The sequence below is a fragment of the Bradyrhizobium sp. ISRA464 genome (genome assembly GCF_029910095.1).
Lineage (GTDB): Bacteria > Pseudomonadota > Alphaproteobacteria > Rhizobiales > Xanthobacteraceae > Bradyrhizobium.
This window is the reverse complement of the sequence record NZ_CP094526.1, coordinates 3699712-3720223: the sequence shown is the minus strand read 5'-3', so window position 1 is coordinate 3720223 and position 20512 is coordinate 3699712. Positions and strand designations below refer to the sequence as shown.

The 20512-nt window shown below is 64.4% G+C and carries 17 protein-coding genes and 3 pseudogenes; 10 read left to right on the top strand and 10 right to left on the bottom strand.

Translation table 11 applies throughout. From position 1 onward, the window contains the following. Positions 1-55 precede the first annotated feature (55 nt). Together MTX19_RS17415 and MTX19_RS17410 are read right to left on the bottom strand one after the other, a co-directional pair. The gene (locus MTX19_RS17415) at positions 56-1816 is read right to left on the bottom strand and encodes an adenylate/guanylate cyclase domain-containing protein (RefSeq protein ID WP_280984579.1); all 1761 of its coding nucleotides are present in this window, start codon (positions 1814-1816) and stop codon (positions 56-58) included. A gap of 213 nt (positions 1817-2029) precedes the next feature. Continuing rightward, entirely contained in the window at positions 2030-2386 is a 357-nt protein-coding gene (locus MTX19_RS17410; RefSeq protein ID WP_280984578.1) for a hypothetical protein, read from the bottom strand. Between the two features lie 20 nt (positions 2387-2406). On the opposite strand from MTX19_RS17410, the gene MTX19_RS17405 reads away from it, so the two are divergent. Further along, entirely contained in the window at positions 2407-3048 is a 642-nt protein-coding gene (locus MTX19_RS17405; protein ID WP_280986080.1) for an NADPH-dependent F420 reductase, read from the top strand. 79 nt (positions 3049-3127) lie between these two features. Here MTX19_RS17405 and MTX19_RS17400 read toward each other — a convergent pair whose 3' ends face one another. Genes MTX19_RS17400 through MTX19_RS17390 form a run of 3 tightly spaced genes read right to left on the bottom strand, consistent with a single transcriptional unit; the run spans position 3128 to position 6327 of the window. Next, on the bottom strand, positions 3128-3898 hold the full coding sequence (locus MTX19_RS17400) for a CPBP family glutamic-type intramembrane protease (RefSeq protein ID WP_280984576.1): 771 nt from the start codon (positions 3896-3898) through the stop codon (positions 3128-3130). Positions 3899-3908: 10 nt separating this feature from the next. After that, positions 3909-5552, bottom strand: a complete 1644-nt coding sequence (locus tag MTX19_RS17395; RefSeq protein ID WP_280984575.1) for an acyl-CoA dehydrogenase family protein — start codon at positions 5550-5552, stop codon at positions 3909-3911. A 25-nt stretch (positions 5553-5577) separates the two neighbouring features. Further along, positions 5578-6327, bottom strand: coding sequence for a M15 family metallopeptidase (locus tag MTX19_RS17390; RefSeq protein ID WP_280984574.1), 750 nt, complete (start codon positions 6325-6327; stop codon positions 5578-5580). A gap of 242 nt (positions 6328-6569) precedes the next feature. Here MTX19_RS17390 and MTX19_RS17385 point away from each other — a divergent pair, with 242 nt between their 5' ends. The 3 genes from MTX19_RS17385 to plsY are packed head-to-tail and all read left to right on the top strand — an operon-like array spanning position 6570 to position 9477. Next, positions 6570-7523 carry an aspartate carbamoyltransferase catalytic subunit gene (locus MTX19_RS17385; RefSeq protein ID WP_280986079.1) on the top strand — a complete coding sequence of 318 codons (954 nt, stop codon included), beginning with the start codon at positions 6570-6572 and terminating at the stop codon, positions 7521-7523. Between the two features lie 5 nt (positions 7524-7528). Next, positions 7529-8830, top strand: a complete 1302-nt coding sequence (locus MTX19_RS17380; protein WP_280984573.1) for a dihydroorotase — start codon at positions 7529-7531, stop codon at positions 8828-8830. Positions 8831-8868: 38 nt separating this feature from the next. Next, positions 8869-9477: a glycerol-3-phosphate 1-O-acyltransferase PlsY gene (gene plsY, locus MTX19_RS17375; protein ID WP_280984572.1), complete on the top strand. Its 609-nt coding sequence runs from the start codon at positions 8869-8871 to the stop codon at positions 9475-9477. Here plsY and MTX19_RS17370 read toward each other — a convergent pair. Further along, the gene (locus MTX19_RS17370; protein WP_280984571.1) at positions 9467-10705 is read right to left on the bottom strand and encodes an amidase; all 1239 of its coding nucleotides are present in this window, start codon (positions 10703-10705) and stop codon (positions 9467-9469) included. The genes plsY and MTX19_RS17370 overlap by 11 nt on opposite strands. 104 nt (positions 10706-10809) lie before the next feature. Between MTX19_RS17370 and dprA the strand changes: the two are divergent. Beyond that, positions 10810-11915 (top strand): annotated as a pseudogene (gene dprA, locus MTX19_RS17365) (DNA-processing protein DprA). Between the two features lie 201 nt (positions 11916-12116). Here the strand turns inward: dprA and MTX19_RS17360 are convergent. Next, on the bottom strand, positions 12117-12518 hold the full coding sequence (locus tag MTX19_RS17360) for a helix-turn-helix domain-containing protein (RefSeq protein ID WP_280984570.1): 402 nt from the start codon (positions 12516-12518) through the stop codon (positions 12117-12119). A gap of 99 nt (positions 12519-12617) precedes the next feature. Between MTX19_RS17360 and MTX19_RS17355 the strand changes: the two genes are divergently transcribed. Continuing rightward, complete coding sequence (locus MTX19_RS17355) at positions 12618-13226, top strand: NAD(P)H-dependent oxidoreductase (RefSeq protein WP_280984569.1); 609 nt, start codon at positions 12618-12620, stop codon at positions 13224-13226. Positions 13227-13282: 56 nt separating this feature from the next. Here MTX19_RS17355 and MTX19_RS17350 read toward each other — a convergent pair whose 3' ends face one another. Beyond that, positions 13283-13441, bottom strand: coding sequence for a hypothetical protein (locus MTX19_RS17350; protein WP_280984568.1), 159 nt, complete (start codon positions 13439-13441; stop codon positions 13283-13285). A gap of 164 nt (positions 13442-13605) precedes the next feature. Beyond that, positions 13606-14379: a glucose 1-dehydrogenase gene (locus MTX19_RS17345; protein WP_280984567.1), complete on the bottom strand. Its 774-nt coding sequence runs from the start codon at positions 14377-14379 to the stop codon at positions 13606-13608. Positions 14380-14491: 112 nt separating this feature from the next. Here MTX19_RS17345 and MTX19_RS17340 point away from each other — a divergent pair, with 112 nt between their 5' ends. Then, complete coding sequence (locus MTX19_RS17340) at positions 14492-14968, top strand: helix-turn-helix domain-containing protein (protein ID WP_280984566.1); 477 nt, start codon at positions 14492-14494, stop codon at positions 14966-14968. A 367-nt stretch (positions 14969-15335) separates the two neighbouring features. After that, positions 15336-16424, top strand: a pseudogene (locus tag MTX19_RS17335) (IS256 family transposase); the annotation flags it as partial. A gap of 324 nt (positions 16425-16748) precedes the next feature. Here MTX19_RS17335 and MTX19_RS17330 read toward each other — a convergent pair. Further along, a complete protein-coding gene (locus tag MTX19_RS17330) occupies positions 16749-17969 on the bottom strand; it encodes an IS110 family transposase (protein ID WP_280986133.1) in 1221 nt (406 codons plus the stop codon). Between the two features lie 257 nt (positions 17970-18226). On the opposite strand from MTX19_RS17330, the pseudogene MTX19_RS17325 reads away from it, so the two are divergent. Next, a pseudogene (locus tag MTX19_RS17325) lies at positions 18227-18421 on the top strand (IS256 family transposase); the annotation flags it as partial. A gap of 578 nt (positions 18422-18999) precedes the next feature. Beyond that, positions 19000-20427, top strand: coding sequence for an IS1182 family transposase (locus MTX19_RS17320; protein ID WP_280983057.1), 1428 nt, complete (start codon positions 19000-19002; stop codon positions 20425-20427). Positions 20428-20512: the final 85 nt, after the last annotated feature.

The following is a 20512-nucleotide window of genomic DNA, read 5'->3' as shown; positions in this document are numbered from 1 at the left end:
CCATGCAGACCGCCGCCAGATCCGTGAGGTTCGCTTTTGGGTCCAAGAGGAGACCTCAATCCGGAAGCCCTGCCCTGCTAAGGCCGTTCGCAAACATAGCGAAGTCTTCCGGCCGTCGGAACGGCACCAGGCGTTTGAGACTGGAGAGCCGCAAGTCGGGATCAGACTCGAATGCCGGCGAAATGACTCTTCGTGCTTCGTCAAGTCGCCCCCCAAGCGCTTTGCTGGCGGCGGAGATACAGATACCCAGCAAGAAGGTCGGAAGGTCGCGAGTGGCCTGATCAGCCAGCGATGACGCCTCGTCATAGCGGCGCGCCAGGAGATGAGCACAAGCGGCTGCCGCATAGATGCCAAACATCGATGGATCGAGCGGGCTCAAGCGCCGTGCGCGTGCAGCGTGGTCAATCGCGAGATCCGGTTCTCCTCTCCACACCCTGAGCCAGGCACTCAGCATCCAGGCTGATGCATAATTGGGATTGACTGCAAGACCCTGATCCATGAAGGCTGCAGCATCGTCGAACTCGTGATCGATAAATGCAAGTGCGTATCCACCCAAGCACATCGCCACCGGGTCATCTCTGCCAATAAGCACCGCCGTGCGCGCCAGTCGCGTCGCCTCGCCGCTTTCCAGTGTTGCGTCGGCCATCCAACCATGAGCCTTGCGACGCACATAGCACCATGCCGCCAGACCGTAAGCAGCGGCAAGACCCGGTTCGAGCTCGATCGCTGTTCTAAAATGCTCCAGCCCCTCGTCGTTTCCATCCCTCGTCCACCGATGAACACACGCGAGCCCACGCAGGTAGCGATCATATGCGTCGAGATTTTCGATCGGCTTCCGTAGAGCCCGCTTGATCTCCGCATGCTGCAGCTCCGGCGCAATCGCACCAACGACACTAACCGTCACTTGGTCCTGAAGATCAAACATATCTTCGAGCGTTCCATCGAAGTGATTTGCCCAGAGATGCACCCCGGTATCCGCGTCGACAAGCCGACTCGAGATGCGAACGCGAGCGTCAGCCTTGCGAACGCTCCCTTCCATGACGTAGCGAACCCCCAACTCGCGGCCGACCTGCTTCACATCGACGGCGCGCCCCTTGTAAGTGAAGCTTGAGTTCCTTGCGATCACAAACAGCCAACGAAACCGCGACAGCGCCATGGTAATGTCTTCCACGATGCCGTCGGCGAAGTACTCCTGCTCAGGATCTGTACTGAGATTTTGGAAAGGCAGGACGGCGATGGACGGCTTGTTCGGCAGCGCCAAGGCGGGCGTTTGCCGCACTGCGATGCCGCGATCCCGAACTCTGAAAACCCGGACGGGACGTTCGATGTTTTTTAGTCTTTGTTCGCCGCCATCGTCACAGGCGATATCGAGTTTATCTCGGACGTGTCGGTGAGCATCATCAGAAAGACAAATACCGCCGGGCTCTGCGATGGCTTCGAGACGTACCGCCACGTTGACAACGTCCCCGAATATGTCGCCGGCATCTTTGATGATGTCGCCGACATTGATCCCGATCCTGAATTCAATACGTTGATTTGACGGCACGGCCGCATTGCGCTCGGCCATCCCGCGCTGAACATCGAGGGCGCAACGTACAGCATCGACAACGCTGTCAAACTCAGCCAGCAACCCATCACCGGTATTCTTGACAATGGTCCCACGATGGGCCGCAATTTTCGGGACAAACAGGCCCTGCAGATGTTCCCTGAGCCTGACGTGAGTGCCTTCTTCGTCCGCGCCAGTCAGACGGCTGTAACCAGCTGCATCGGCCGCAAAAACCGCGACGAGCCGTCGCAAGAGGTGTTCGCGAGCCAAGGACTCCTCCTCGCCACGAGCCGGCGCATACGAACGGACCCTTCAAAAAAGGATCGCCGTGCAACTCTTCCGAATGTTAGCCCCGTTCGGGTTCAACTGCCACTGGGTCCAAAGCGAACCGGGACATCAAGCGTCCTTCCGTAGCCGCCCGCACGATATGGGGACCGGGTCCGGGAGTGATGTCTGGCCCCACGAGCCCGTAGAAGCGCTCGGCTATTCGGAAGCGCCGAGATTTTCTATTGCGCTAAAGCCCGCGCCGCGCAGCAACTCGTGCAGTTCGGCAGGCTCGAAGAGGCTGAGCCAAGGCTCACCGCGCGCCGCCGCTCTTTCGGCCGTTGCTATAATGCTGGCGCGGTGCATACTCATAAAGTAGTCACGTCGGCTTGCCCTCAATGGGCCCCGTTGCGGCCGGCGTTGTGGATACACGTCGGCCTTGGGCCTTTGCTGACATCGGGTGCGGGCGTATGCGGTGGAACCAAATATCCGCATATCGTCGATGAGCACCGGGCCTTCGAGGGCGCGACCATAGCCAGCGGAATTGCTCACCATCTCGTTTGTTTTGATTGGCATCAGGAAGGGAGCATCGTGCCATGAAAATAGCGATCATCGGGACCGGTAACGTCGGTAGCGCCCTCGCGCGAGGACTTCGAAAATCCTCGCACTCGCACACTGTTGTTCTTGGGGCGCGCGATATCACCAATAAAGCCACACAAGACCTTGCTGCCGATGTCGGCGCAGGGCTGGCGTCACCGGCAGAGGCTGCCAAGTCTGCTGACCTGGTCGTTCTCGCACTTCCGTGGAACGTTGCCGAAGCTGCCGTCAAGGCTCTGGGCGATCTTTCTGGCAAGATCGTCATCGATTGCATGAATCCGCTCGGGATGATTGGTGGCGTTCTCGAACTCACGCTCGGTCATACGACCAGCGGCGGCGAGATTGTGGCCAGCTGGCTGCCGGGCGCGCGCGTGGTGAAGACGCTCAATCAGGTCGGCGCGGAGATCATGGCCGACAATGCCGGCATGCCGCACAGGCCGGTGATGTTCATGGCCGGCGACGACACACAGGCGAAGGCTGCAGTCGCGACGGTATTGACAGATTTGGGTTTCGAGCCGCTCGACGCCGGCGACATCAGGACGTCGCGCCTCCTCGAACCCTTCGGAATGGTCTGGATCAACCAGGCGCTCCTGCGGGGGAAAGGCCGGACCTGGGCATTCGCTGCCGTGGACCGGACGTGAGCTCATGCTTCGAAGTTCGACATGTCGCTGTGCCTGCAACAACGTCGCAGCGAAGGTGGGCCTAGCCTCTACCTAACGGTCATCCCGTCAACCACCAGGTCTGGATCGTGGCCGCCAGGTTGTTCAGCCCGTGCAGCAAGATGGTCAGCCAGACTGAGCCGGTGCGATAGCGCAGATAGCCGAACAACAGCCCGATCGACAGCACCTCGCAGAGGAAGAACCAATCGTACTGGAGATGCATCATCGTCCAGACCAGCGATGACAGCAGGATCGCGCCATAGGGGCCGAGCCGGGATTCCGACCAGCCGCGATACAGCCAGCCGCGCGCGAACAGCTCCTCCCAGATCGGCGCGGCAACCGCGAACGCGATCACCAACAGCCAGAGCGCGCCCTCGGCCTGAGCCGATTTCAGCACATCCCCCATGAAACCGGGGAGCACGTCGCGGCCGGCCGCGCGGGACACCATATCCCAGCCGCCGATCACCACGACGAGCGCGATGACGCCGATGACGACGTTGCGCCACGACGTCCAGCGCAATCCGAGATAATCGGCGAATGATATCCGCGTCGGACGGATCGCGACCCATAGCGCCAGCAGCACCATCGGCAGGCCTGCCATCACCGAGAGCGCAATCGTCACGCCGTCGGCGACCACATGGGTGATACCCTCGGTGGACAGCGGACCGCCCTGCTTGATCACGTAATAGACGATCACGGCGAGCTGGCCGAGAAACATCGCGGCGAAGATCAGAAGCCCCCACAGCGCCGTGCCCCAGAACTTCCAGACCCGTGGCGGGCGCGGCGACGGTTCGACGGCCGCGGGCGGCGGTTCGGGATTGATTGCGTCCATCAGCAGGCCTTCATGGCAGTGCGCGCACGAGCAGCGCGCGCTGGTCCTCGTCAGACAGTTCGACCGCGCCGTACATGCCGGCATGGTTTCCGGCGAGCCGCGTGGCCGCGAACAGTTCGGCGTGATCAGGCGCGATCTGGTTCAGCGCCGCGGCCGCCGCAAGCAGCGCGAGCTTCTCGACCGCAAGCCGGGCCACGCGCTCGCTGTCAGCCCGGCGAAACGCCTTGCCGACCGACGCGACGGTCTCGACGGCGCCCGGCAGGCCCTTGGTGTCGTCGGCGAGCGCGCGCAGCACGGCCAATGCGGCGTCGGCCTCGCGGCCGAGCGCGCGCAACACGTCGAGGCACATCACATTGCCGGAGCCTTCCCAGATCGCGTTGACCGGCGACTCCCGGTAGTGACGCGCCAGAATGCCCTCCTCGACATAGCCGTTGCCACCGAGGCACTCCATCGCCTCGTAGAGGAAGGCGGGCGCGCTCTTGCAGACCCAGTATTTGATCGCAGGCGTCAGCAGCCGCATATAGACGGCCTCACCCGCATCACCGGGCGCGCGGTCGAAGGCGCGGCAGAGCCGCATCACCAGCGCGACCGACGCTTCGACATGCAGCGCCATGTCCGACAGCACGGCCTGCATCAGGGGCTGATCGGCGAGATGCTTCTGGAACACGCTGCGGTGACGCGCGTGATGCAGCGCATGCGCAAGCCCCGAGCGCATCAGGCCCGCGGAGGCAATCGCGCAGTCCTGCCGTGTCAGCTGCACCATCTGGATGATGGTGCGGATGCCCTTGCCCTCCTCGCCGATCAGCTCGGCATAGGCGCCGTGGAATTCCACTTCCGACGACGCGTTGGAGCGGTTGCCGAGCTTGTCCTTCAACCGCTGGAAGTGGATCGCATTGACCGCGCCGTCGGGCGCGAAACGCGGCATGAAGAAGCAGCTCAAGCCGTCCTTGGCCTGCGCCAGCACCAGGAACGCGTCGCACATCGGCGCCGACATGAACCATTTGTGGCCGGTGATGCGGTAGGCATCGCCGTCGCGCTCCGCCCGCGTCATGTTGGCGCGCACGTCGGTGCCGCCCTGCTTCTCCGTCATGCCCATGCCGAGCGTCATGCCGCGCTTGGTCCACCACGGCGCAAAGCTCGGGTCGTAGGAGCGCATGCCGATCACCGGCATGGTCTTCGTCAGGATCTCGGGCTGCGCGGCGAGCGCCGCGACCGAGGCGCGCGTCATCGTGATCGGGCAGAGGTGGCCGGTCTCGACCTGGGAGGCGATGTAGAACTTCGCCGCGCGCACCACCTCGGCCGCTCCGCCGGCCGGCTTGCCTTGGGCGCTCCAGGTCGAATTGTGCACGCCGGCATGCGCCGAGTGCGCCATCAGCTCGTGATAGGCCGGATGAAACTCGACCGTGTCGCGGCGATTGCCCCTGGAATCGAACAGACGGAGTTTTGGCGTGTTCTCGTTGGCGAGGCGCCCGCGTTCCGCCATCGCGGCGGAACCCCAATGCTTGCCGAAGTCCGACAGCTCGGCTGTGGCCGCCGCCCCGCCATTGGCCGCGACCGCCGCAGCCAGCGGCGCATCGACTGCGAACAGGTCGACATCCTCGAACGGCGGCGACTGGTTCAGCACCTCGTGGGTGGCAAATGAAGCCTGCGTCATGGGTGTGTCTCGAACCTGTCAGGAATCAATTGCGGTGCGAAGGTATCGGGAAATCATAGGCTTGTCCGCCCGCCCCCGGCAGCGAAAAGTGCCACCATTCCTTCGAATAGTTCACAAATCCCTGCCTTGCCATGGCCGCCAGCAGGATGTTCCGCCATCGCCGCTGCGCCGGCGTGATCGTATCAGCGGCGGTGTGTCCCTTCGCATCGGAGCAGTCATAGCCGGTGCCCATGTCGACGCTCCCTTCCGGCGCCCGTACCGCCGCCGGAGCGGTGCAGTCGGCGTAGTCGCGCGCGGGATCGAATTTGCCCGAATTGTCGGTGGTGAGATCGACCAAGGTCAGATCGAGGGCCGCTCCGGTGGAATGCCCCGAATGGGTAGCGATGTAGCCGAGCCGGAACAGGTCTGCCTTGGAGAAGGCCGGATTGTAGCGCCGCTCGGCCGCGGTTTCCCTGCCGTTCTTGGACCACGCGACCATGTCGGCGACGGCGCGGGCCGGCCGGTAGCAATCGAACATCTTGAGCGAGAGTTTTCGCCGCGCGAGTTCCCGCTGCACGGCCTTCAGGCGAAGTCCGACCTCCCGCTTCACCACGCATTCGCCGGCACCGTAGCCCGCGATCGGCCGGCCCATGAAGTTGTTCGAGGTGGCGTAGCGGATGTCCTGGATGATGGACGGATCGATGTCGCGGAGGAACACGAAATCGCCGGGCAGGCCCTGCGCAATGGCCGGCGACATCCAGGCCACGACGGCAGCGACGATCACAACAATTTTCATGACTTCTCGCTCCATCCTCGTGGCCAGGACAGCGTCGCTACCGGTCACCTGTTGTCCTGGTCATCCGCGTCTCTGTTCCCGAAAAACCAGCAAAGGCAAGACACGGACGTCGGGAGCAGCCCCCTTCATTACAGAGCCAGCCAGCCGCTGGTCGCCCCCTTCACCCTGCAGATGGGGATAACTTCCATCCCCCCTCTTCGCGCTTGCCCCTCGGGCCATCCGCGCCTATAGCTCTGGCTTTAATGACCCCATCATTGAAATCGACTTTCGTCCTCGGTCACCGGCATCTGCTGGGCATAGAGGGCCTTTCCGCCGACGACATCACGGGCCTGCTCGACCTCTCCGAGGAGTATGTCGAGCTCAACCGCCAGGTCGACAAGAAGCGCGCCAGCTTGCGCGGCCGTACCCAGGTGAACCTGTTCTTCGAGGCCTCGACCCGGACCCAGTCCTCGTTCGAGATCGCCGGAAAACGGCTGGGCGCCGACGTCATGAACATGTCGGTGTCGTCGATGTCCACCCGCAAGGGCGAGACGCTGATGGACACCGCGGTGACATTGAACGCGATGCACCCCGACATCCTGGTGGTGCGCCACCATGCCTCCGGCGCGGTCGAGCTGCTTGCGCGCAAGGTTGACGGCTCCGTGATCAATGCCGGCGACGGCAGCCACGAACATCCGACCCAGGCCCTGCTCGACGCGCTGACCATCCGCCGCAACAAGGGCCGGATCGAGGGGCTCGTGATCGCGATCTGCGGCGACGTGCTGCATTCGCGCGTGGCGCGCTCCAATATCCTGCTGCTCAACACCATGGGCGCCCGCGTCCGCGTCGTCGGCCCCTCCACGCTCTTGCCGCCGGGCATTGAGCGGATGGGCGTCGAGGTTGCGCGCGACATGCGCGAGGGCCTCAACGGCGCCGACATCGTGATGATGCTGCGGCTGCAGCGCGAGCGCATGAACGGCTCCTTCGTGCCGTCTTCGGGCGAATACTTCCACTATTTCGGCCTCGACCAGAAGAAGCTCGGCTACGCCAAGCCCGATGCGCTGGTGATGCATCCGGGCCCGATGAACCGCGGCGTCGAGATCGACACCTTCGTCGCCGACGGCGCGCAGTCGCTGATCCGCGAACAAGTCGAAATGGGAGTCGCAGTACGCATGGCAGTGCTGGAAGCACTCGCCCGCAACCTGCCGAACGCGTGAGACCGATGCTGACCGACCGCCGCCCCGTCCTGCTCGCCAACGCCCGCGTCATCGACCCGTCGCGGGATTTCGACGGCCCCGGCGACGTGCTGATTGCCGACGGCGTGATCCGCGACGCCAAGCGCGGCATCGGCGCCGCCGGCGTCCCCGAAGGCACCGACATCGTCAATTGCGCCGGCAAGATCGTGGCCCCCGGCCTGATCGACATGCGCGCCTTTGTCGGCGAGCCCGGCGCGAGCCATCGCGAAACCTTTGCCTCCGCGAGCCTGGCCGCGGCCGCCGGCGGAATCACGACCATCATCTGCCAGCCCGACACCTCGCCGGTCATTGATAACTCCGCAACCGTGGACTTCGTGCTGCGCCGCGCCCGCGACACCGCGATCGTCAACATCCACCCGATGGCGGCCCTCACAAAAGGCCTGCAAGGCCAGGAGATGACCGAGATCGGCCTGTTGAAGGCCGCCGGCGCGGTCGCCTTCACCGACGGCGACAAGAGCGTCACCAACGCCCAGGTGATGCGCCGCGCGCTGACCTATGCGCGCGATTTCGACGCGCTGATCGTGCATCACACCGAGGATCCGCATCTGGTCGGCGAAGGCGTGATGAACGAAGGCGAGTTCGCCACTAGGCTCGGGCTGTCAGGCATTCCGACCGCGGCCGAGTCGATCATGCTTGAGCGCGACATGCGGCTCGCGGCGCTGACCGGCGGCCGCTATCACGCGGCCTCGCTGACCTCGATGGAGTCGCTGGAAGTCCTCAAGCGCGCCCGCGACAATGGGCTCGACGTCTCGGCCTCGGTCTCGATCAACCACGTAACCTTGAACGAGAACGATATCGGCCCCTACCGCACCTTCCTGAAGCTGTCGCCGCCGCTGCGCACCGAGGACGACCGCAAGGCGCTGGTGGCGGCGCTCGCCTCCGGGCTGATCGACGTCGTGATGAGCGACCACAATCCGCAGGACGTCGAGGTCAAGCGGCTGCCGTTCGCGGAAGCCGCCAGCGGCGCGGTCGGGCTGCAGACCATGCTGCCGGCCGCCCTGCGGCTGATCCACAATGGCGAGATGGAGTTCAAGACCCTGATCCGGGCGATGTCGACCCGGCCGGCGGAACTGCTCGGCCTGCCCGGCGGCACGCTGCGCGCCGGTGCCCCGGCCGACGTGATCGTGATCGACGCCGACACGCCCTGGGTGCTCGACCGCGATGACCTCAAGTCGCTGTGCAAGAACACCCCGTTCGACGATGCCCGGTTCTCGGGCCGCGTGATGCGGACCATTGTCGGCGGACGCACGGTGTACGAACATGTCTGACCCGTGCCACAATGTCGGGCACGACCGGAGGCGCAGCCATGTCGGGTGACGGATTCCTCATTGTCGCGTTCCTGATCGGCTACCTGTTCGGGTCGATCCCGTTCGGCATGATCCTGACCAAGCTCGCCGGCACGCAGGATCTGCGCTCGATCGGGTCGGGCAATATCGGTGCCACCAACGTGCTCCGCACCGGCCGCAAGGGCCTCGCGGCGGCAACCCTGATCGGCGACATGCTGAAGGGCACGGTCGCCGTCATCATCGCAGGCTACTTCGGCGGCCCGAATGCCGCGATGCTCGCCGCACTCGGCGCATTCCTCGGCCACCTGTTCCCGGTCTGGCTCGGGTTCAAGGGCGGCAAGGGTGTCGCGACCTATATCGGCGTGCTGCTCGGCCTGTTCTGGCCGGCGGCGCTGATCTTTGCCGTGATCTGGCTCGCCACCGCCTTCACCAGCCGCTACTCGTCGCTCTCGGCACTGGTCGCGGCCTTCGTGACCCCGATCTTCCTGTGGTGGTTCGGCCACAACGCCCTCGCCTCGCTGTTCGCGGTGCTGACGCTGCTGCTGTTCTACATGCACCGCGAGAACATCAAGCGCCTGCAGGCCGGCACCGAAGGCAAGATCGGCGAGAAGAAGTCGTCTACGTCTTGAGCGCGTCCTCGACGAAACTGGCCGCCGCCAGCGCCCGCGCGTCGGCACCGAACGGCGCGACGACGGTCACCCCGACAGGCAATCCGCCCTCGGCCACATGCGCCGGCACGTTGACGCAGGGCACGCCCATCAGGGTCCACAGCCGGTTGTAACGGGGATCGCCGGTCGACGATAAGCCCCTGGGCGCGGCGCCGGCCGCCGACAGCGTCAGCAGCACGTCGACCTCGTCGAACACAGCCGCCAGCGCCTGCCGCGCGCGCAAGGCGACGTCCATCGCCGCATCGTAATCGGCCACCGTGATGTCCCTGCTCTCGTCGAGCCGGCTGCGCAACAGCCGCGGCATCGCGTCGTAGTTCCGCCGGTACTCCCAGGCCAACGACTGATGCGCCTCGAAATCCTGCACCACGGGATGGATACGCCAGGCCTCCGCGACGATTTCAGGCATCGCGAGCTCGCGGACCGACGCCCCGGCCCGCTCGGCGGCGCGCGATGCCTTCTGCAGCGCCTCCGCGCCTGACGGCTCCGGCGCGCCGGCAAATGCCTGCGTCACCACGCCGATCCGCGGCGCCGGCACCGCCGACGGCACCACGAGCTCTGGCCGGTTGGTCATCGCCGAAAGCCCCAGCGCGACGTCGCGTACGCCAGCCGCGAACAGCCCGACGGTGTCGAGCGTCCAGGAGAAGCATTTCACGCCGACGGTCGGCAGCAGCCGGTAGCTCGGCTTGATCGCGGCGGCGCCGCAGAACGAGGCCGGCCGGATCACAGAACCGCCGGTCTGGGTGCCCAGCGCCAGCGGGATCATTCCGGCCGCGACCGCCGCCGCCGAGCCCGACGACGACCCGCCGGGCGTGTGCGCATGATTATGCGGATTGAGCGTGGCGGTCGGATCGTTCGCCGCAAACGCCGTCGTCGTGGTCTTGCCGATGATGGTGGCGCCGGCCTGCCTCAGCGCCATCACCACCGGCGCGTCGGCGCGCGGCTGATACCCCCGGTAGATCTGCGCGCCCATCTCGGTCGGGAAGTCGGCGGTATCGATGATGTCCTTGATGCCGACCGCAACGCCGCGCAGCGACCCGGCCGTCTGCGCGCCGGCGTTCTCGTCGTAGCGGACGAAAGCGCCGATGGTCTTGTGATCCGCGCGGATCGCGTCCAGCGATTGGCCGATGGCCGCCTCGGGCGAAACCGCGCCCTGTTCGATCCGCTGTTGAAGATCGGCGAGTGAGATCATGGCGCGCCCCCTGCTGCTGTCGGCCGTTGTACGTAGCGCGTTGCGCCGGGTGTGCCAATGAGGCCGTTGATCACAATCCCCTCTTGGGCGAAGCTGGATCCCGCATGCACGACCGTCCGCACAAGCTCTCCGACGCCGAACGGCTCAACCGCCTCAGGCTGATCCGCTCCGACAATGTCGGCCCGCGCACTTTTGCATCGCTGCTGCGCCATTTCGGCGATGCCGCCAGCGCGCTGGAGCACCTGCCCGATCTTGCCGCCGCGGCGGCGCATCGGGCGTGGGGCGCATCTGCAGCGAAGCCGACGCGAGCGCCGAGCTCGCCGCCTGCACAAAGTTCGGCATCGATCTCGTTGCGCCCGGCGAAGCGCACTATCCCTCGCGGCTCGCCAGCATCGACGACGCCCCGCCGCTGCTCGGCGTGCGCGGTGCACTCGAGGTGCTGACGCGGCCGATGATCGGGATCGTCGGTTCGCGCAACGCCTCAGGCGCCGGCCTGAAGTTTGCCGGCCAATTGGCGCGCGATCTCGGCGACGCCGGTTTTGTCGTGATTTCCGGCCTCGCCCGCGGCATCGACCAGGCGGCCCATCGCGCGACGATCGCAAGCGGAACGGTCGCCGCGCTCGCCGGCGGTCATGACAGGATCTATCCGCCCGAACATGAGGACCTCTTGGCCGCACTGCTCGATCAGGGTGCCGCGATCTCCGAGATGCCGCTCGGCCATGTGCCGCGGGCACGCGATTTTCCCCGCCGCAACCGGCTGATCTCGGGCGCGTCGCTCGGCGTCGTCATCGTCGAGGCCGCGCATCGCTCGGGCTCGCTGATCACGGCGCGGATGGCAGCCGAACAAGGCCGCGAGGTGTTTGCCGTGCCAGGCTCGCCGATCGATCCGCGCGCCGCCGGCACCAACGATCTGATCAAGCAGGGCGCGACGCTGGTCACCGAGGCCGCCGACATCATCAACGCCGTCACGCCGATCATGGAGCGGCCGGTCATGCTCGGCGCGCGCGAGGACGACGAACCGCTGGATTTCGCCACCGATGCGTCCGACCGCGCCCGCATCGTCAACCTGCTGGGTCCGAGCCCGATCAGCCTCGACGATCTGATCCGGATGGCCGATGTGCCACCCGCGATCGTCCGCGCGGTGCTGCTCGAACTCGAGCTCGCCGGCAAGCTCGAGCGCCACGGCGGCGGCCTGGTGTCGATGATTTAGCTATTCAGCGCAAGTTTCGAAATCCACCTCGCCCCGCTCTTGCGGGGAGAGGTCGGAATTCAAGCGGAGCTTGAATTCCGGGTGAGGGGAATCTCCGCGTACTCTTCATCGCTAAGGACCGCGGAACGAGCCCCTCACCCCACCCTCTCCCCGCAAGAGCGGGGCGAGGGAGACAGGCATCGTGCACTCCTCACAACAACATCACTCGCCGTTGCGCGCGTCGAATTGCGTGCGCGCGCCTTCGATCTCCGGCAGATGCGCGAAGGCCCATTCGCCGAGCGCCTTGATCGGCTCCGCGAGGCCGCGGCCCAGATCGGTCAGCTCGTAGTCCACCCGCGGTGGGATGGTTGGGAAGATCGTGCGCGTCACGAGGCCGTCGCGCTCCAGCCCACGCAGCGTCAGCGTCAGCATCCGCTGCGAGATGCCGTTGATCATCCGCTTCAACTCGTTGAACCGCCGCGGGCCATCGATCAGCATCATGATCACGAACACGCTCCATTTGTCGCCGATGCGGGCCAGCACCGAAGCGACAGCGCGGCAATCGCTGTGGTCGGGGTCGGGCTGGGGCGGCAGGGCAGGCACACAGATGTGCTCGGGTCTCATTTCTGTGCTCGGGTTTCAAAATTGTGCGTTCTTGCGGAGATTTAGGACGGTCACTCATATAGCGCCAGTTACAAACCTATACCAAAGGTGACCCCTGCCATGAAACTTCTGCATCTCGATTCCTCGGTCCTCGGCCCCCACTCCGTCAGCCGCCAGGTCTCCGCCGCCGCCGTCGAGCGGCTGCGCCAGGCCAATCCCGGCCTCGTTGTGACCTATCGCGACCTGACGCAGACCCCGCTCGCCCACCTCACCGGCTCGCACCTGACCGCTGGCCAGGGCGCGGCCCCGGAACCCGCGCTGCGTGACGATATCGCCGCCGGACAGGCGGTGCTCACGGAGTTTCTGGATGCCGACATCGTCGTGATCGGCGCGCCCATGTACAACTTCACGATCCCTTCGCAACTGAAGGCCTGGATCGACCGCGTCCTGGTGGCAGGCAAGACCTTCAAATACGGCGCCGCCGGCGTCGAGGGACTGGCCGGCAACAAGCGCGTCGTCATCGCGATCTCGCGCGGCGGCTATTACGGCGCCGGCACGCCGATGGCCGCGCTCGAGCATCTCGAAACCTATCTGCGCGGGGTGTTCGGCTTCATCGGCGTCAAGAATCTCGAGTTCATTTCCGCCGACGGCATCCAGGTCGGCCCCGACCATCGTGAAAGAGCCGTCGCGGGCGCGCTGCAGGCCGCGAGCAGCCTCAACGCGGCTTGACGCGAACAAGCGCCTGCCGCAGCGTTAACTGTGGCAGGTCGTTCAGGCTGATCACTTCAAAGCCAAACGCCCTGTATGCCGAGGATGACGGCGACGAGCGAGATCAACAAGCCAATGCCGGAAAACAGCGCGACCGTGACAAATTGTGATGTATCTGAATTTTCGGATGAAGACGAAACCGGAATCGAACTGGAAATGCGGGCTGCTTTCGGCATGACGGCACTCCAAATGAATCGGTGGTAAAAAATTCCCCGCCCATTCAGGAGTCCGGGGAATACGTCAAAGGTTCAATGCCTTGTGCGCGGCATGATAGTTCCGCACGAAATTGGCCGGTGTGATCCGCTTCACACCGGCCGTCTTTTTACCATGAGAAACAGTTTTAGCCGCGATAGATCGGCGCGCCTGCGGGCGATGCCGTCGCGCCGCCGTCGACGAACAGTTCCTGCCCTTGCAAATGCGCGGAATCGTCCGACGCGAGGAACAGCACCGTCTTCGAAATGTGATCCGGTTCACCAATGCGCCCGAGCGGCGTCGACTGGGAGATCCGCGCCTCGAACATTTTCTCCGCTTCCGGCGTCGCGATCGCGGCGCCCCAGATCGGCGTGCGCACGGCGCCCGGCGCCACCACGTTGACGCGGATTCCGCGCGGCGAGAGTTCCGATGCCATCACCCGCGCCATCGCACGCACGCCGGCCTTGCTCGCGGCATAGGCCGAATAGCCGGGATTGCCGAGCACCGAGATCACCGAACCGTTGAGGATGATGGACGCACCGTCGTTGAGATAGGGCGCGGCCGCCTGCACGGTGAAGAACACGCCGGTGAGATTGGTCCGGATTACGTTTTCGAAGGCCGAAAGCGTGGTGCCGCCGACCGGCGTCTGGCCGGGAATGCCGGCATTCGCAAACACGATGTCGTACTTGCCGAATTTTTCCGCGCCCTGCTTCGCGGCGGCTTCCAACGCCGCGACGTCGGTGGCATCGGCCGCCACCGCAAGCGCGTTCGGCCCGAGTTGCTTCGCCGCCGCCGCGAGCGTCTCCCGGTTGCGCCCGGTGATGACGACCTTGGCACCCTCCGCCACGAACAGTTTCGCGGTCGCAAGGCCGATGCCGCTGTTGCCGCCGGTGATCAACGCCGTCTTGTTCGCCAGTCTCATATCCGCCTCCAATAGTGGTTGCATTATTAAACCTTATTGCCCACGTAAGGTACCTGGTTTAATAATGCAACCACAAAAGGCCGTGATCACACGCCCTTTGCCGGAGACAGACGTGGTGAAACGAACCAGCCTTGCGGGCGATGCCTGCCCGATCGCGCGGGCGCTCGACGTGTTCGGCGACTGGTGGTCGTTGCTGATCATCCGCGACGCCAGCCTCGGCCGGCGCCGCTTCGGGGAATTCCAGGCGAGCCTCGGTCTTGCCAAGAACATCCTCGCCGTGCGGCTACGCGCGCTCGTCGAGCGCGGCATCCTGAAGATGGTCCCCGCCTCCGACGGCAGCGCCTATCAGGAATATGTGCTGACGCCAAAGGGCCGCGGGATCTTCCCGATCCTGGTCGCGCTCCGGCAATGGAGCGAGCAGTTCGACGAGCATCCGGACGAGATCGCGACCATCCTTGTCGACCGCGACAAGGGCAAGCCAGTGAAAAAGCTCGCGCTATATTCGCAGGACGGGCGCGTGCTTGATGCCGCCGACACCGCGCTGAAGCCGCGGCCGGTGGCGAAGCGCGTCCGGCGCGCGTCGGCGTAACGAAAGCTCCCTCCGTCGTCATTCCGGGACTCACGAAGCAAGAACCCGGAATGACGGAGGAGGATGGAGGCTTGCCCTTGGCACTGATTTGCCCGACGGCGCAAGACCCCGCTCACAAAATATTTCTGTTTTACAGAAATGCAACTCAGTGTATGAATGGCCCGTCTCACCCGCTTGAGGGGTGCTTCGCGATCGTCACGAGTGTTGGGTCGAGATGCGGTGGACGCCTCACGTGCAACTGACGAGTGCGCATGCGGCGGACGGTGAGGTCCCGTCGCGGGATTGGTTGAAATTAAGGGTGGCGTAGTCTCCGAGGTGATCAACCTCGAATCATCCGGCGTTGGAGCGTCGGATCGGAGACCACGCCATGAGCAGCAATATCACGAACACGCACTCGCCGCAGTGTGAAGGGGAACCGGCTCCCCAGCTTTTCGACGATTGGTTCGATCCGATCGAAAGCGCAGTGCGGGAACGGGCGCGAGAGTTCATCGAAGAATTGATCCGCGGCGAGCTCGATGCGGCCCTTGCGCGCCCCCGCTACGAACGCAGCAAGAAGGCCCGCCACGAAGAAACGCCCGGCATTACGGGCCATCGGCACGGCAGCCGGACACGGTCGCTGACCGGTAGCTTCGGGCCGATTGAGATCGCGGTCCCGCGCGCGCGGCTCAACACGGCCGACGGCAAGACCACCGAGTGGAAGAGCCAATCGCTGCGGACCTATCAGCGCCGCACGCTGGCCGCCGACGCGCTGATCGCCAGCTGCTACCTGGCCGGCACCAACACGCGCCGGGTGCGCCGGGCGCTCAGCGCTTTGTTCGCTGGCGCGGTCGGCAAGGACACGGTGAGCCGGGTCTGGCGCAAGGTGAAGAGCGACTGGGACGCCTGGAATGCCCGCTCGCTGGCCGCGGAGCCGATCGTGCGATTGATCCTCGACGGCACCGTGGTGCGGGTGCGGCTCGACCGCAAGGCGACCGCCATCTCGCTGCTGGTCGTCATCGGCGTGCGTGCGGACGGTCAGAAAGTGTTGCTCGCGATCAAGAGTATGGGTGGCGAGCGCACCGAAGCCTGGCGTGCCGTGCTCGACGATCTTATCCGGCGTGGGCTGCGGCGACCCGAGTTCCTCATCGTCGACGGCGCGCCGGGGCTTGAGGCTGCGATCGCCGTCGTCTGGGATGGCGTGCCGGTACAGCGCTGCACGGTCCACAAGCACCGCAATCTGTTGGCGCATGCGCCCGAGCGCCTGCATGAGGAGATCACCGCCGACTACAACGACATGATCTACGGGGCGACTCGCGAGGAGATCGAGGCGCGGTGCAGGGCCTTCATCCGCAAATGGCGGCTCAAGCATCGTGCGGTGGCCGACAGCCTGCAGGAAGCCGGCGACCGGCTCTTCACCTTCATGCGACTGCCGCCGAGTCAATGGAAGAGCGCACGCACCACGGATGAGATCGACAAGCAGTTTTTAGCGGGCTCCGGAAGATGCATTCTTTTGTTCGACCGCGCCGCGGGCATTCTTCCGTCCCGACCGCCCATCTCGCAGCTGCCGCGCGCAGGGGCGGTCAAGGCTGGCCGCAGTTTGCGGCCACCGCAAGGCTTGGCCTTGACCGGCCCGAGCACGGCGGCATCCTCGATCGGATCGGGCCTGGAAAGAACACAATGACTCACCGGCCCAGTGTCCCAGGGGCATGGGAACTAGCCCGAACAGGCGATCGTTATTGTCGTGCGCGGGTGACCTCGTGGCGAAGAGCGGCGCGTCGGCTGTAAGCGTCGCAGGGCAGCCCTATCTGTGCCCTGCCGGGTTGAGGCGCCCGCGCGCCTTTTCTTTTGGCGGGCGCGGGCGCCAAGCTTCGACAAAGTGCTCATACCTTCTCTGCGCTTGCTCGGCGACGTGCATCTCCTGATCGCGGAGTTGTTTGATATTGTACGCGTAGGTAGAGCCGCGCGTGTTGCCTTTTTTCTGCGCTCGCCCAGCCTGTAACTCCATGCCGCGCATCTTGTGAGCGACAAGACTGGGCCGGGCCCAGAGGTAATCCTCTTCGTTCGTCAGCAGATGCCAGCACAGGACGGTCAGCTTGCGCGCTACGGCGACGGCGGCCACTTGATGGCCCCGTCTGGCGCGGATGTGCACGAAGAAAGCGTGGAGCGGTCCGGGTGCCTTGGCGGCAGCCCAGGCGGCTTCTACCAGCATGGCCCGGGCGTGGCTGCGTCCGACCTTGCTGATCCGGCCATGATGAGCGGCACCGAGGCCCGACTGGTGCACACGCGGATTGAGCCCGAAGTAGCTGACCAGTTTCTGCGGGCTCTTGAAGCGCGTGATATCGCCAATTGCCGCCATCAACCCGGCCGCCACCGCCAGATTGACGCCGGTGATCGTCAGCAGCCGCCTGACCGAGCCGTCGTCCAGCGTGTTTGTAGCGATCTCCCGATCGAGGATCGTGAGATCTTCGGCGAGCCGATCGAGCTCGCGCACATGCCGCTCAATAGCATCCCGTTCGTCGTCGGGTACTGGCTGGTGCGCCAGCCAATCGCGGCCGCGGCCGTTGAATAAATCGGCGTGCGGACATTTTGGGATCAGGTGCGCATGAAGGATTGCGTGCACTTCGTTCTTGATCCGGGTCCGATGCCGCACGACCTGGTAACGCCGAGCGATCAGCCTGCGCAGCCGTTCTGTGGCCGCGTCCGGCGTCCAGATTTCCGGCAGATAGCCGGCCGCGTACAAGCTGGCCAGCGTGCCCGCGTCGACCTTGTCAGTCTTCACATGGGCATGCGCGATTGCCTTCACCTGCAATGGGTTGGCGATGACCACCCGCTTCACGAACGGCGACAGCACCCGTGACACCGCCATGCAGTTGCCGGTCGCTTCGATCACCACCTCGTCTATCGGTTGAAGGCTTTTGCCAAAGCCCTCCAGTGCCGTGCGGGTCATATCGACGCGACCGGCCGGTCGAAGTCTGCCGTCTTCCCAGAAAACCACCTCGCCGAAAGTTCGGTGGATATCCATTCCGATTACGCGTCGCATTTGCACCTCCTGTCATATGACGGGAACGGTGGGCGACACGACAACTACGGATCCGCGCTCACGGCGCAACCGGGCTAGTCGTAGAGGCGGCCAGCTACTAACTCGAGCTCGCAGCTCATCGTACGCAACGGCCTGCCCACACCTTCGTGCTCCCGGTGCCTCTGTCCCGGATGGTCGCACCATACGCCACGATCTTGAAAGCCGCAGCGAACATCAGCACCGAGAATCTTATACCGGTTACGAATGCGATCGAGCGGCTGCACGAAGAGTTCAAGCGACGGATCAAGACGCAGACCGTGTTGCCATCAGCGGACACCGCGGCAATGTTGTTCTGGGCTTTGCTCGCTTCCGGCCAGATCAACATGCGCAAGGTCGATGGCTGGAAAACGCTCGCCACAAAGCCCATCGATCAACCAATTGACCTCGCCGCGTAATCAGATAGCTTCGCGATGTCGGAGATTACGCCACTCCGGATTCCAACCACATCCCAGACGGCACCGACGGTGAAGTCGTGCAGGCCTGACGCCCTAGTGGCAGGTGTCTCCTTGCAAAGCGCGAAGCGCTTTTGCAAAGACGGTGACAACAAAGCCCAGTCTCGCCGGGGAGAGCACGTATAAGCCGTAAAACCATCGCGCAGGGAAAGCCGGGATTGCTCCGGTTTCACCTGTGGTCCTACCTCCCGTGCTTTTTTTGTTGCACGGGACCCATGGGTGCGATCGGCACCCGGCTTTCCCTGCGCCCTCTGCTAACTGAGAGGGCGAAACGAAGATGCAAAGCTCGGACGATTCACGTCGCGAGAATGCGGGTGCGTGAGCTACAAAATGCGCAACACACTCGGCTTCGTCCCGGCGAAGGCCAGGACCCATTACCGCGAATATTGATTGTTGCGCGATGCGGGGGCAACGATCCCGTTCATCAGCAACTGCGGTGGTTATGGTCCTGGCTTTCCAGGCCGTGCAAAAACCACGGTCTGATGTTGGATTTGGGAGGCAGAGACGGATTCGGGGGCAGGATGGCACACATCGTTGGCCAATCGCGCTATCAGGCGACGTTGTATCCCGAGACGTTGGACGAGGTGATCGCGGCAGACAGCGCGGTGCGCGTCATTGACGGTTTTGTGGACAGCCTGGACCTTGCCGGGCTGGGTTTCTCGAACGTTGAGGCGGAGGCGACGGGGCGGCCGCCTTACGATCCGCGCGATCTGTTGAAGCTTTATGTCTACGGGTATCTGAACCAGATGCGTTCGAGCCGGCGGCTTGAGCGTGAGGCTCGGCGCAATGTCGAAGTGTTCTGGCTGATCAACCGGGTGAGGCCGGTGTTCAAGACCATTGCGGACTTCCGCAAGGACTATCCTGAGGCGATTGCCGGGGTCTGCCGGGCCTTTATAAAGTTCTGCCGCGAGCAATCGGTGTTTGGAGGCGAAGTCCTGGCGATCGACGGGAGCAAGATTGCTGCGGCGGCGAGCCGCAAGCAGGTGATCACCAAGGCGAAGCTTGCGGAGCGGGATGCGGCGATCGAGCGCAAGATCGCCGACTACCTGACGGCGATGGATGAGGCCGACGCCGAGGAGACGCCGCTTGAGCCGACCAAGACCGACGTGGCTGCAGCCCTTGCCGCGTTGAGGGCTCAGCGGGCTGAATTGCAGCAGCAGGCCGAACAGCTGGTTCAGGAAGGGCTCAAGCAGAAGGTGCTGGGTGAGCCTGAGGCCAAGCTCATGCGCACGCCGCGCGGCCATCAGGTTGCCTACAATGCACAGATCGCGGTCGATGCCCAGCATGACATGATCGTTGCGTTCGATCTGACCAACGAGGGCAACGATCTGCAGCAACTCCACCCGATGGCCCGGCAGGGCAAGGCGGCCGTCGGCGCCGATCAGGTGAGCGTCGTTGCCGATACCGGCTATGCCAACGGCGCGCACGGCAAGCAATGTGAGCAGGACGGGATCACCGCGATCGTACCGCATGGCGAGCGGGTCAATCCGAAGGGCAAGCAATACTTCAGCCGCGATCAGTTCAGCTACGCCCGAGAGAGCGACAGCTGGGGTTGCCCTGCCGGTGAGGTCCTCCAACTCTTCAAGACCTCCCACACCAAACAGAAGAAGGAATATCGGACGCAAGCCTGCCCGGCCTGTCCGCTGAAATCGCAATGCACCGAGGCGGCGCAGCGGATCATCGTGCGCGGCTTCCATGACGATGACCGCGAGGCCATGCATCAGCGGGCGATCGCCGATCCAAGCTGGATGAGGCTCCGCCGCGAAGTCGCCGAGCATCCGTTCGCGACCATCAAATGGTTGATGGGAACCCCGCGCTTCCTCGTCCGCGGATTGCGCAAAGCCAAAGCCGAACTGGCGCTCAGCATCATCGCCTACAACCTCAAGAGACTGATTGCCATCAAGAGCGTACCCGCTCTGCTCAAGGCGCTCCGGCCCTGTCCAGCTTGAGGGTGCCCTCCTCGTTCTCAGCTCCAGGCACCGCGCCGACATTTTTGCACGGCCTGTTTCGCCAGGACGACGAACGGAGAGTCCC